The organism is Ottowia flava, assembly GCF_008017535.1.
GTDB classification, from domain to species: Bacteria; Pseudomonadota; Gammaproteobacteria; order Burkholderiales; family Burkholderiaceae_C; genus Ottowia; species Ottowia flava.
Genome location: NZ_VRUA01000028.1, coordinates 24,728 through 37,311 on the forward strand (window position 1 = coordinate 24,728; position 12,584 = coordinate 37,311).

The 12,584-nt window shown below is 64.8% G+C and carries 13 protein-coding genes; 12 read left to right on the top strand and 1 reads right to left on the bottom strand.

Annotated elements, in window-relative coordinates:
- Nucleotides 1–4: 4 nt before the first annotated feature.
- The 3 genes from FVQ98_RS18315 to FVQ98_RS18325 all read left to right on the top strand — a co-directional run bounded on the left by FVQ98_RS18315 (nt 5) and on the right by FVQ98_RS18325 (nt 3,143).
- Entirely contained in the window at nt 5–799 is a 795-nt protein-coding gene (locus tag FVQ98_RS18315) for an enoyl-CoA hydratase/isomerase family protein (protein ID WP_147914898.1), read from the top strand.
- A gap of 37 nt (nt 800–836) precedes the next feature.
- Entirely contained in the window at nt 837–2,414 is a 1,578-nt protein-coding gene (locus FVQ98_RS18320) for a malonate--CoA ligase (protein WP_147914908.1), read from the top strand.
- Between the two features lie 111 nt (nt 2,415–2,525).
- Nucleotides 2,526–3,143, top strand: a complete 618-nt coding sequence (locus tag FVQ98_RS18325) for a LapA family protein (protein ID WP_147914899.1) — start codon at nt 2,526–2,528, stop codon at nt 3,141–3,143.
- A gap of 360 nt (nt 3,144–3,503) precedes the next feature.
- On the opposite strand, the gene FVQ98_RS18330 is transcribed toward FVQ98_RS18325, so the two are convergent.
- A complete protein-coding gene (locus tag FVQ98_RS18330; RefSeq protein WP_147914900.1) occupies nt 3,504–3,947 on the bottom strand; it encodes a universal stress protein in 444 nt (147 codons plus the stop codon).
- A gap of 152 nt (nt 3,948–4,099) precedes the next feature.
- Here FVQ98_RS18330 and FVQ98_RS18335 point away from each other — a divergent pair, with 152 nt between their 5' ends.
- The 9 genes from FVQ98_RS18335 to FVQ98_RS18375 all read left to right on the top strand — a co-directional run bounded on the left by FVQ98_RS18335 (nt 4,100) and on the right by FVQ98_RS18375 (nt 12,510).
- Nucleotides 4,100–6,490, top strand: coding sequence for a heavy metal translocating P-type ATPase (locus tag FVQ98_RS18335; RefSeq protein WP_370512988.1), 2,391 nt, complete (start codon nt 4,100–4,102; stop codon nt 6,488–6,490).
- A 1-nt stretch (nt 6,491) separates the two neighbouring features.
- Nucleotides 6,492–6,629 carry a cbb3-type cytochrome oxidase assembly protein CcoS gene (ccoS, locus tag FVQ98_RS18340; RefSeq protein WP_147914902.1) on the top strand — a complete coding sequence of 46 codons (138 nt, stop codon included), beginning with the start codon at nt 6,492–6,494 and terminating at the stop codon, nt 6,627–6,629.
- A 68-nt stretch (nt 6,630–6,697) separates the two neighbouring features.
- Entirely contained in the window at nt 6,698–8,134 is a 1,437-nt protein-coding gene (gene ccoN, locus FVQ98_RS18345; RefSeq protein WP_147914903.1) for a cytochrome-c oxidase, cbb3-type subunit I, read from the top strand.
- 13 nt (nt 8,135–8,147) lie between these two features.
- Complete coding sequence (ccoO, locus tag FVQ98_RS18350) at nt 8,148–8,765, top strand: cytochrome-c oxidase, cbb3-type subunit II (protein WP_147914904.1); 618 nt, start codon at nt 8,148–8,150, stop codon at nt 8,763–8,765.
- Between the two features lie 23 nt (nt 8,766–8,788).
- Entirely contained in the window at nt 8,789–8,926 is a 138-nt protein-coding gene (locus tag FVQ98_RS18355; protein WP_147914905.1) for a cbb3-type cytochrome oxidase subunit 3, read from the top strand.
- Nucleotides 8,927–8,958: 32 nt separating this feature from the next.
- The gene (gene ccoP, locus FVQ98_RS18360; protein WP_187265800.1) at nt 8,959–10,236 is read left to right on the top strand and encodes a cytochrome-c oxidase, cbb3-type subunit III; all 1,278 of its coding nucleotides are present in this window, start codon (nt 8,959–8,961) and stop codon (nt 10,234–10,236) included.
- A gap of 216 nt (nt 10,237–10,452) precedes the next feature.
- Entirely contained in the window at nt 10,453–11,862 is a 1,410-nt protein-coding gene (gene ccoG / locus FVQ98_RS18365; protein WP_147914906.1) for a cytochrome c oxidase accessory protein CcoG, read from the top strand.
- A 4-nt stretch (nt 11,863–11,866) separates the two neighbouring features.
- Nucleotides 11,867–12,211, top strand: coding sequence for a nitrogen fixation protein FixH (locus FVQ98_RS18370; RefSeq protein ID WP_187265801.1), 345 nt, complete (start codon nt 11,867–11,869; stop codon nt 12,209–12,211).
- A 35-nt stretch (nt 12,212–12,246) separates the two neighbouring features.
- On the top strand, nt 12,247–12,510 hold the full coding sequence (locus tag FVQ98_RS18375) for a hypothetical protein (RefSeq protein WP_147914907.1): 264 nt from the start codon (nt 12,247–12,249) through the stop codon (nt 12,508–12,510).
- Nucleotides 12,511–12,584: the final 74 nt, after the last annotated feature.

Below are 12,584 nucleotides of genomic sequence, written 5' to 3' on the forward strand. Positions count from 1 at the left end.
GCGCGTGTCTGGTGAAGTTGTGTTGACGGACGACGGCGCGCTGGCGATCGTCGAATTGACCCACCCTGGCAAATACAACGCCATGTCGCGCGCGATGTGGCGCCAACTGGCGCAGGTGTTTGGTGCGATTCAGGCCGGCGCGCGCTGGCGCTGCGTGTTGCTGCGCGGCGCAGATGGCCATTTCTGCTCGGGCGGCGATATCGCCGAATACCCGGACTTTCGCTTTGACCGCGAGCGCCTGCGCGGTTTTCACGAGGACGAGGTCTGGGGCGGTCTGCAAGCGGTGATCGACTGCGACGTGCCGATCGTCGCGGCCATCGCGGGCCATTGCATGGGCGCCGGGATCGAGATGGCCAGTGCGTGCGATATCCGCGTGGCGGCGGACAACGCCAAGTTCGGTGCGCCCATCGCCAAGCTGGGGTTTCCGATGGCGCCGCGCGAGGCGGCGCTCGTCGCCGGTGCGCTGGGTGAAGCGACCGCGCGCGAGATGCTGCTGGAAGCCGCCGTGCTCGGCGCGCCAGAGATGCAACGGCGTGGCTTCCTCAACGCCACGGTGCCGGTAGAGGAGTTGATGGCGCACGCGCGCACGCGGGCCGAACGCATGGCCGCACTGAGCCCGCAGGCGGCGCGCCTGAACAAGCAAACGCTTAGAGCATTGAAAAGGCCCCAGGCGCAGGATGGATCTGCGCAAGCAGCTATGCAATTGATAGTCGAGAGCGCCTACGATTACGCCGACAGTCCCGGCCATCGCGAGGGCATTGAGGCCTTTCTGGCCAAGCGCCCCGCCCGCTTTCAGTGATGTACCCCATCGACCCTTGAATCCCCCGTCACCCACCATGGCCAACCAGAACCTGTTCGTCGCCCTGCGCAACGCCTTTCCCTCCGACCAGGACGCCATCGCCGTCGAAACCGACGATGGCCTGCGCTATTCGTGGCGCGACCTTGACCGCGCCACGGCCATGGTGGCCAACCTGTTGCAGTCGCTCGACATTCCCGCATCCAAGGACGGCGTGCCACCGCGCGTGGCGGTGCAGGTCGAGAAGTCGGTCGAAGCCATGGTGTTGTACCTGGCCACGCTGCGCGCCGGCTTCGTGTTTCTGCCGCTGAACACCGCGTACCAAAGCGGAGAGATCGAATACTTCATCGGCAACGCCCAGCCCGCCGTGGTGGTGTGTTCCAGCAGGAATTTTCCGTGGGTGAGCCAGATCGCGTTCAAGGCTGGCACGCGCCACGTCTTCACGCTGGACGACAACCGCAGCGGCAGCCTGCTGGAGCGCGCTGCCCACTGCAGCGATCAGCAAACGCCGGTTGAGCGCCGGGCCGACGACCTGGCCGCCATCCTCTACACCAGCGGCACGACGGGCCGCAGCAAGGGCGCGATGCTGTCGCACGGCAACCTTTTGTCCAACGCCGTCATGCTGAAGGACTACTGGGGCTGGCAGCTCGGCGACGTGCTGATCCACGCGCTGCCGATCTTCCACGTGCACGGCCTGTTCGTGGCCATCCACGGCGCGCTGCTCAACGGCTCCAAGATGCTGTGGCACGGCAAGTTCGACCCGAAACGCGTGATCGCCGACATGCCGCGCGCCACGGTGTTCATGGGCGTGCCCACGCTGTACGTGCGCATGCTGGCCGAACCCGCGCTGACCAAGGCCCAGGCCGCGCACATGCGCCTGTTCATCAGCGGATCGGCGCCGCTGTTGATCGAGACCTTCAACGCCTGGCGCGAGCGCACGGGCCAGACCATCCTGGAACGCTACGGCATGAGCGAAACCATCATGCTCACGTCCAACCCCTACCGCGCGGATGAGCGCTATGCCGGTCAGGATGAGCGCCGCGGGGGCACCGTAGGCTTCCCGCTGCCGGGCGTGCAGGTGCGCGTGCAGGGGGACGATGGCCTGAACCTACCCGCAGGCGAAATCGGTGGCGTCCAGGTGGCCGGCCCCAACGTGTTCGCCGGCTACTGGCAGATGCCCGAGAAGACCCAGGAAGAATTCACCGCCGACGGCTTCTTCAAGACCGGCGACGTGGGCAAGCAGGACGAGTGCGGCTACGTCACCATCGTCGGGCGCAGCAAGGACCTGATCATCAGCGGCGGCTACAACGTCTACCCGGCTGAGATCGAGGGTTACCTGAACGATATGCCCGGCGTGGCCGAAAGCGCGCTGGTGGGCGTGCCGCACCCGGATTTCGGCGAAGTCGGCGTGGCCGTGGTCATCCCCAAAGCCGGGGCGCAGCTGGATGGCGACGCACTTTTGGCGGCGCTGAAATCGCAATTGGCCAATTTCAAGATCCCCAAGCGCTGTTTCATCACGCAGGAGTTGCCGCGCAATACGATGGGCAAGGTGCAAAAGAACCTGCTGCGCGACACCTACAAGTCCCTCTTTGCATCCGGTGGCAATTCAGGGTCTTGACTGACAGGGGCGCGTCGGGCGCGGGGCTACACTTGTCCAGAAAGGGTGGAGTCCTCAGAACGAGAAATCGCACCCATGTCACGCACGCCATTGCACGCGAAGGGAAGACGCATGTCCTTTAAATCCTTGTTTCTGCTGATCATCGGCATCGCCATCCTGGCCTTCGTCGGTCTGAACTGGCCAGCGATGAGCACGCCCACGAACCTGTCGCTCGGCTTCACGGAAATTCGCGCGCCGCTGGGCTTGGTTCTGCTCGGATTGATGGCGCTGCTGTCGGTGGTTTTCGTGGCTCTGGTGGCGTACACGCAGGGCACCGTGCTGGTCGAAACGCGCCGCCACGCCAAGGAACTGGCCGCCCAGCGCGAGCTGGCCGACAAGGCCGAGGCCTCGCGCTTCACCGACCTGCGCGCCCACCTCGACAAGGAAATCACCCGTGTCACCGAAGCGATGGGTGTGCAGACGCGGGAAACGCTGTCGCGCGTGGACCGCGCCGAAATGGGCCTGCGCGAGCGTCCCATTGACGCCGATATCACGCGCTTGGTGCAGGCCGTGGAAAACCACAACCGCGACCTGCACGCGCGCGTCGACCGCCTGGAAATGGGTTTGCGCGAAGGCTTGGCGGGCTATGTGCCAGCGCCCGCGAGCGTGCGCCCGGCCGCGCTCGGTGGCCAGCCGAACTATGCCCAGACCACGGTAGAAGACCCCGTCGGCAACGCCGTGCCGCGCTGAGTCAACGGATTTCGTTTTTAAGGCTTATGGGGCTCTGGCCTTAGAGCCACCTGAGCAGCCAGCTATTGATTGGATAGCTGGCTGTGGCTTTTATGGGGCTCTGCCAGAGGAGCGCATCACGTCCATGCTGGTCGGCGACCCGCGCGGAGTGGGCGCCGCAACCCTGCCAGGCCCAGCACACGCGAAACACGGTCCACACGCAGGCAGTGCGGCTTGCTGGAGTGACGAGGTCACTGCTCGCGCCGATCCCGCAGTGGTGATGCAGCACGGTGTCGGTTCGGGAGGTTTGCTGCCCTGGCCCTACAACCACCTGCGTAACCAGCTACATAATCCATAGCAAACTGCGTCAGGGCGCGTGCGTCAACGCAACACCAGCACCGGGATTTCCGAGTGCGTCAGCACCTGTTGCGTCTCACTGCCCAGCAGCAGGCGCTTGACGCCCTTGCGGCCGTGTGACGCCATCACGATCAGATCGGCCTTGTGCTTCTTCGCCGCGGCGATCAGCGCGTCGGACACCACGTCGGACTTGGCCAGGATGGCCTTGACCTTGACGCCCCGCGCCTCGCCCGTGCTCTTGACCTCGTCCACCACTTTGCGCCCATCGTCGGCCCACTGCTGCTCCACGCGGGCGACATCGTCGCCCGACAGGGGAATGGAGCCTTCGAAGTAGCTTTGCGGGTAGCGCGGGATCACCTTCAGGGCGACCAGTTCGGCGCCCAGCGCGGCGGCCAGGTCGATGGCGCTGTTGACGGCCTTGGTGGAAAGCTTGGAGCCGTCGGTGGCCACAAGAATGCGCTTGTACATGCTGATCTCCTGGTTGTGTCGGACCGGTGGCGGTGCGCTCGCAGCCGCGTCGTGCCGACGTTACTCCCAGTGCCGTGGTGCGACTCTTGACTCAGGTCAAGTTAACGAAAGTTAAAGTAGGTACAGTCCTTGGCCTTATGCAAGGCGCCGGTGTGATTTCTCCACTGACGCGGGTCGACGCGCCCGCGGCGCCCGAGGCGACGACGTTGGCTGGCGCACGCGAAGGCCGTGCGGGCGAGGGCGATCTCAGCCTGCTGGACGACCGCGATGCGTGGCTGGAATTCAGCCGGCCGGTGGCCGATGCGGCCCACGGGGCGTCGCCCAGCGTAGCCGCCCCTGCCGATTCGGGGTGCTGGGAGTCGACCGTGGTGTTCGAGGGCATGCACTGCGCCGCCTGCGCCACCACGCTCGAACAGTCCTTGCGCGCGATCCCTGGCGTGCTGGAAGCCGAAGTCAGCGCCGCCAGCCACCGCGGCCGCGTGGTGTGGGACGAGCAGAGCACGCGTCCGTCGACCTGGATGCGCGCCGTGGAACGTGCCGGTTACCGCGCACTGCCGGCGCACGACGCCTTCGCCAGCGCCCGCCGCCAGGCTGAAACACGCAAGATGCTGTGGCGCCTGGGCGTGGCCGGCATGTGCATGATGCAGGTGATGATGTACGCCACGCCGACGTACTTCACCCGCGCTGGCGAGATCGAGCCCGACCTGGTCAACCTGCTGCGCTGGGCGCAGTGGGTGCTGTCGATCCCGGTCATCCTGTTTTCCTGCCGCCCTTTCTTTGCCAACGCCTTGCGCGATTTGCGCCAGCGCAGCATCAGCATGGATTTGCCGGTGGCGTTGGGGATGTTGATCACCTTCGTGGTCAGCTCGCTCGGTACCTTCGAGCCCAACGGCCTGTTCGGGCGCGAGGTCTACTTCGACTCGCTCACCATGTTCGTCTTCTTCCTGCTGACGGGCCGTTGGCTGGAGCTGCGCCTGCGCGACCGCACCGCTGGCGCACTGGATGCGCTGATGCACCGCCTGCCTGAAAGCGTGGAGCGCCGCGACGCCGATGGCACGTGGGCGCGCGTGGTGGCGCGACGCGTGCGCGTGGGCGATGTGCTGCGCGTGCTGCCGGGCGAAGCCTTTCCTGCCGATGGTGCCGTGCTGCGCGGCCACACCTCTGTCGATGAGGCGCTGCTGACCGGCGAGTCCACGCCGGTTCCGCGCGGCGAGGGCGACCAGGTGATCGCCGGCAGCCACAACCTGGCCGCGCCGGTGGAGGTGGAGGTGCTGCGCGTGGGGGGCGACACGCGCTACGCGCAGATCGTCTCGCTGATGGAGCAGGCGTCGGTCAGCAAGCCGACGGTGGCGCAGCTGGCCGACCGGCTGGCCAAACCGTTTCTAATTTTCGTGTTGCTTGCGGCTGGGGCCACAGCCGCGTGGTGGTGGCCGAGCGATCCGGGCCACGCGATGATGATTGCGGTGGCCATTCTGGTGGTGACCTGCCCGTGCGCGCTGTCGCTGGCCACGCCAGCGGCCATGCTGGCCAGCGCAGGGTCGTTGGCGCGCCGCGGTGTGCTGGTGCGCCGTCTGCAGGCGCTCGAAACGCTGGCCAAGGTCGACACGCTGGTGTTCGACAAGACCGGGACGCTGACGCGCGACGCTTTTGTGCTGGAAGAAGTCCGCGTGCGGCCGGGCGCGACAGCAGGGCAGGCGCTGGCGCTGGCCGCCCAACTGGCCGGCGGCAGCCTGCATCCGGTGTCGCGTGCGCTGGTCGGCGCGGCCGAGACACGTGGCGAATCGGTGCCGGCTTGTGGTGGATTGGTTCTGCAGGAAGTGGCGGGGCAGGGCGTGCGGGCGACCGTTGTGGCCGATGGCGATTCGCAGGAATTTCGCCTGGGTTCGGCGCACTTCGCCGGCGTATCGGCCGAGGTTGTCGACGCGGACGCGAAGGGCCCCGTCAGCCACCTGACCGACGCTCAGGGCTGGCTAGCCACCTTCAAATTCCGCGAGGATTTGCGCGGCGATGCGCCTGCTGCGGTGCAAGCGTTGCAGGCCGCAGGGGTCAGCGTGCAACTGCTGTCGGGCGATGCGCCCGCGGCAGCCGCTGCGCTTGGCCGGTTGGCCGGCATCGAACAGGTGCGGGGTGGGTGTTCGCCTGATGAGAAACTGGCCGCCATGCAGCGCGAGCAGGCTGCCGGTCACACTGTGGCGATGGTGGGCGATGGCTTGAACGATGGCCCGGTGCTGGCCGGTGCGCATGTGTCCTTTGCCTTCGGGCGCGCCGTGCCGCTGGCGCGTGCGCAATCGGACTTCGTGGTGCTGGGTGAACAGCTGATGGCGATCCCGCAGGCGCAATCGCAGTCGCGCGAAACCATGCGGGTGGTCAGGCAGAATCTTGGCTGGGCGGTGGCCTACAACATCGTGGGCGTGCCGATGGCCATGGCCGGCTGGATGCCGCCCTGGGCCGCGGGCCTGGGCATGGCGGTCAGCTCTCTGGTAGTGGTCGCCAACGCCATGCGTCTGGCCCGCACGCCTACCCTTTCACGCGGAGGCGCTTGACATGGATATCTTGTATCTCCTGATCCCGCTGTCGGTCGTATTGGTCTTTTTCATCCTGGCGGCGCTGGGTTGGGCGATCTACCGTGGTCAATTCGACGACGTTGAGCGCGAAGGTCAGCGAATTCTTGAGCAGGATTGATCGGCATCAATTAAGACCTTTCGATCTTCGCGGACACTGCACAAGCTTTTTTTGAGGATGAGGTGGAAATGACATTCGCCAATACCCGAGCCACGGTCTACAACGACAGGGTGGTCAGACAGTTCGCCATCATGACGGTGGTCTGGGGCGTGGTGGGCATGTTGGTTGGCGTGATCATCGCGGCCCAACTGACCTGGCCGGAACTTAACCTGGGCATTCCCTGGTTGAGCTATGGCCGTTTGCGGCCGCTGCACACCAACGCGGTGATCTTCGCGTTCGGCGGCTGTGCGCTGATGGGCACGTCCTACTACGTGGTGCAGCGCACCAGCCAAGTGCGACTGTTTGGCGACAAGCTGGCCGCGTTCACCTTCTGGGGGTGGCAGGTGGTGATCGTTGCAGCCGCTATTTCGCTGCCGCTGGGCTACACCAGTGGCAAGGAATACGCCGAACTGGAGTGGCCGATCGACATCCTGGTCGCGCTGGTGTGGGTGGCGTACGCCGTGGTCTTCTTCGGCACCGTGGGGACGCGTCGGGTGCGCCACATCTACGTGGCCAACTGGTTCTACGGCGGCTTCATCCTGGCGGTGGCGCTGCTGCACATCGTCAACAGCGCCGAGTTGCCGGTGGGCGCCATGAAGTCCTATTCGGCTTACGCCGGCGTGCAGGACGCGATGGTGCAATGGTGGTACGGCCACAACGCCGTGGGCTTCTTCCTGACCGCCGGCTTCCTGGGCATGATGTACTACTTCATCCCCAAACAGGCCGAGCGCCCGGTCTACAGCTACCGCCTGTCCATCGTCCACTTCTGGGCGCTGATCTTCACCTACATGTGGGCGGGCCCGCACCACCTGCACTACACCGCACTGCCGGATTGGGCGCAGTCGGTGGGTATGGTGTTCTCGCTCATCCTGCTGGCGCCCAGCTGGGGCGGCATGATCAACGGCATCATGACGCTGTCGGGCGCCTGGCACAAACTGCGCGACGACCCGATCCTGCGCTTCCTGATCGTGTCGCTGTCGTTCTACGGCATGTCCACGTTCGAAGGCCCGATGATGTCCATCAAGACCGTCAACGCGCTCTCGCACTACACCGACTGGACTGTGGGCCACGTGCATTCCGGTGCGCTGGGCTGGGTGGGTCTGATCACCATGGGCTCGATGTACTACCTGATCCCGCGCCTGTTTGGCCGCAAGCAGATGTACAGCATCAAGGCGATCGAGGTGCACTTCTGGGTCGCCACCATCGGTATCGTGATCTATATCGCCGCGATGTGGATTGCCGGCGTGATGCAGGGCCTGATGTGGCGCGCGGTCAACCCAGACGGCACGCTGACCTACACCTTCGTTGAATCGGTCAAGGCCACCTTCCCGTTCTATCTGCTGCGTCTGCTGGGTGGCCTGTTGTACCTGGGCGGCATGATCATCATGCTGTGGAACACGGTGAAGACGGTGACGGCTGGCCGCGTCGTGCCGGTGCAGATCCCGGCCATGATGGCGCACGCCTGAGGAGCTTGAATACATGGCACACGAAAAAGTCACTGGCCACGCCAAGGTCGAAACCAGCAACTTCCTGATGATCGTGCTGATCCTGATCGTGGTCTCCGTGGGGGGCTTGGTCGAGATCGTCCCGCTCTTCTTCCAGAAATCCACGACCCAGCCGATCGAGGGACTGAAGCCCTACACCGCGCTGCAGGTCGTCGGGCGCGATATCTACGTGCGTGAGGGTTGCTACAACTGTCACTCGCAAATGATTCGGCCGTTCCGTGCGGAAGCTCTGCGCTATGGCCCGTACTCGGTCGCGGGCGAATTTGTCTACGACCATCCCTTCCAGTGGGGCAGCAAGCGCACGGGGCCAGATCTGGCGCGCGTCGGTGGTCGCTACAGCGACGACTGGCACCGTGCGCACCTGTTCAACCCGCGCGACGTGGTGCCCGAGTCCAACATGCCGGCTTACCCGTGGCTGGAATCGACGCCGGCCAATGCCAAGTCGGTTCAGACACACATGCGGGGTCTGCGCACGCTGGGCGCGCCCTACTCGGATGAGGAAATCGCCAAAGCGCCTGAAGACCTCAAGGACAAGACCGAGATGGATGCGGTGATTGCCTACCTGCAGGTGCTGGGCATCCACCGCAAGTAAACCCAAGCAGAGGAGGGCGTGTCATGGATATCAACCTGTTGCGCAGCATCGTGACCGTGGTGGCGTTTGCCCTGTTCATCGGGATCGTGGTCTGGGCGTGGTCGAGTCGGAACAAGACGCGCTTTGAGGAGGCTGCACAGCTTCCATTCGAAGAGGACTGAGCCGCAGCCATTGGCGGGCAAGGAATCAAAAAATGAGCGACTTTACGAGCAACTTCTGGTCGATTTACATCGCGGGCATCACGATCCTGAGCGTGATCGCGTGCCTGGTGCTGCTGTGGATCAGCGGCAAGACCAAGGCGATGACCGACAGCGACAACACCACCGGCCACGTGTGGGACGGCGACCTGCGCGAGATGAACAACCCGCTTCCCCGGTGGTGGGTTGGCCTGTTCATCATCACCTGCCTGTTTGCGCTGGTCTACCTGTATCTCTACCCCGGCCTGGGCTCGTACCAGGGCTCGCTCAAGTGGTCTCAAACCGGCCAGTTCGACACCGAGGTGGAGCGTGGCAATGAGCAGGTCGCACCGATCTACGCCGCTTTTGCCGGCAAGTCGACCGATGCGCTGGCCAAGGATCCGCAGGCCATGGCGATCGGTGACCGCCTGTTCATGAACAACTGTGCCCAGTGCCACGGTTCGGACGCGCGTGGCAGCAAGGGCTTTCCGAACCTGACCGACAACAACTGGACCTGGGGCGGCACGCCGGCGCAGATCCACGAAACCATCGCCAAGGGCCGCACCGGCAGCATGCCGCCGATGGGCGCCGCCGTAGGTTCCTCGGACGACGTGCGCAACGTGGCCAACTACGTGATGAGCCTGTCGGGCGGTCCGCACGACTCTGTGCGTGCGAACCTCGGCAAAGCCAAGTTTGTGGCCTGTGCGGCATGCCACGGTCAGGATGGCAAGGGCAACCAGGCCCTGGGCGCGCCCGACCTGACCCGCGGCATCTTTGTCTACGGCCCCGCGGTCGAAGCGCACGTGACCGACATGGTCATGAATGGCCGCACGGGTGTCATGCCCGCCTGGGATGCCAAGTTCACGCCGGAGCAACTCAACGTGCTGACCGCCTACGTTTGGGGCAAGGGCGGCGGCGTGGCCGGTGCCCATGCGGCAGCGCCTGTTGCCCCCTCCGCGCAGAGTGATGACGCGGCATCCGTCACCGTTGATGGCGGCGTCGTCAAATTCTTCTTTGCCACCGGCAAGGCGGATGTGGCCAGCGGCGCGGACAAAGCGCTGGCCGACGTTGTGGCTGGCGTGCAGGCAGGCAAGAAAGCCGTGGTCAGCGGTTACGTGGACAGCACCGGCAACGCCGCCCAGAACGCCGAATTGGCCAAGCAGCGCGCGTTCGCTGTGCGCGATCAGCTGAAGGCGCTGGGTGTGGCCGAAGACAAGATCGAGTTGAAGGCACCGGAAAACATCGAAGCCGGTGCGGGGCGACAGGCGCGCCGTGTGGAGGTCAGCCTGGTTTGATGGCATTGGACGGGCCCGCGCTGAGGGCAACAGCCTTGAGCGTGTTGGCCGTGCCGTCCGATCAAGCAGGGGCGGCGGTCAGGACAAGGTACCGCAGTTGGCAGGGGCGCATGGGCGCCCTCCGCCCTTTGTGCGCGGGTCCCGTTCGCCACGTGCCGCCGCGCGCGAGCAGGCGCAACCTGCCTTGCAGACGGGTAACGGAGTTGGGTGAACGACATGGCAACGACCGATAAGATCCCCGCCGCCGCTGGCGACGAGGTCATGGTGTCCCTCTACGAGGCGCACAAGAAGGTCTACCCCCGCAGTGTGACTGGGGTGTTTGCCAAGTGGCGCTGGTTCTTTGTCATTGCCACGCAGTTGTTCTTCTACGGCATGCCGTGGCTGCAGTGGGGCGGTCGGCAGGCCATGCTGTTCGACCTTGAGACGCGCCGCTTCTACATCTTCGGGCTCGTGCTCTATCCGCAGGATGTCATCTACCTGGCGGCGATCCTGATCATTTCGGCCATGCTGCTGTTCCTGTTCACCGCAGTGGCCGGGCGACAGTGGTGCGGCTACGCGTGTCCGCAGACCGTCTACACCGAAATCTACCTCTGGATCGAGCGCAAGTTCGAGGGAGATCGTTCGGCCCGGCTACGGCTGGATGCAGCCCCCATGTCGGCCAACAAGCTCTGGCGCAAGGTTGGCAAGCAGGCAGCATGGATCGCGGTTGGCCTGTGGACGGGCTTTACCTTCGTCGGCTATTTCACGCCGATCCGTGAACTGGCTGGGCACGTGGTGAACCTGAACCTCGGCCCCTGGGAAACCTTCTGGATCTGCTTCTACGGCTTCGCGACCTACGGCAACGGCGGCTACATGCGCGAGCAGGTCTGCAAGTACATGTGCCCGTATGCGCGTTTCCAGAGCGCGATGTTCGACAAGGACACACTCATCGTCACCTACGACGCCAAGCGCGGCGAGCCGCGCGGTGCGCGCTCGAAGAAGGCCGATCACCACGCGCTGGGTTTGGGCGATTGTGTCAACTGCACCTTGTGCGTGCAGGTTTGTCCGACCGGTATCGACATCCGCAACGGTCTGCAGTACGACTGCATCAGCTGTGCGGCCTGCATCGACGTGTGCGATGACGTGATGGACAAAGTGGGTTACCCGCGCGGCCTGATCCGTTATTCGACCGAGCGCGCGCTGGAGGAGGGCTGGGGCCGCAGCGAGATCCTGCGCCGCGTGCTGCGTCCGCGCGTGCTGATCTACTCGGCCATCCTGGCGGCCGTGACCATCGCGCTGATCGCCAGCCTGTTCCTGCGCACGCCCTTCAAGGTTGACATCGTGCGCGACCGCGCCACGCTGGCCCGCATGGTCGAGGGCGGCAAGATCGAGAACGTCTACCGCGTCCAGATCATGAATGCGACCGAAAAGCCGCAGCAGTACAGCCTGTCGGTCGATGGCCTGCCGGGCATCCAGCTGGTGACCGAGCCGCGCGTCACCATCGAAGGGGCGCAATCGCTGTGGGTGCCGGTTCGCCTGCAAATCCCCTACGATGCCGCCAAGCCCGGTTCGCACGAAATCCATATCGGGGTCCGTGCAGACGATGGCGAAGTCAGGGAAAAATCCGTTTTCATGGTGCCGAGGTAGTCAGATGAGCACAATTCAAACCCCGTATCCTCCCGCCAGTGCCCATGCGGCGCCCGCCGAAGCGCCCTCAGGCCCATGGTGGAAATATGGCCATATGTGGATGGTCGTTGGTGGGCCGCTGGTCGTTGTCGTCGCGGCCTTTGTCACGCTTTGGCTGGCCATCCGCACGCCGGACCCCGTCTACACCGATGCTGACGACATCCGCGTGCGCAGTGCGGCCACTATGCAACGCGCAGATGAGCACGACGGTCCGTCCATGGCCCCTGCGATGCAAGGGCGCAACCACGCCGCGACCGGCGGCGTCACGCGCCCCACGGTGCACGGCCCGAAGCCCGGCACACACCCCTGAGGGCCGTGTAGAGGCGCCGCCCGTGGAGACAAACGATGTTGCGTGAGCGTTGGATGTGGATTGCCTGGCCGGCGTTTCTGGTCGCCGCCGTGCTCGAGATGATGGTGTTCGCCGTGCTCGACCCGGAGACCCTGAGCCTGTTTGGCGAGCCGGTGGGCTGGTCGCGCTATGCGATCTATACCGTGACCTTCTTCATCTTCTGGGGCATGACGATGGTCTCGAGCGCGTTGACCGTGCTGCTGTCGATGTCACCGCTGGAGATAAACCAACGGCCACTCAGGCCCACCGACCAGCGCTAGTTGTCGTTTCCCAAGAGGTTGTTCACCCGAGGTGAAGCAAGATGGAGGTTCTCAAGCCAAACCAGCTGCTTCAG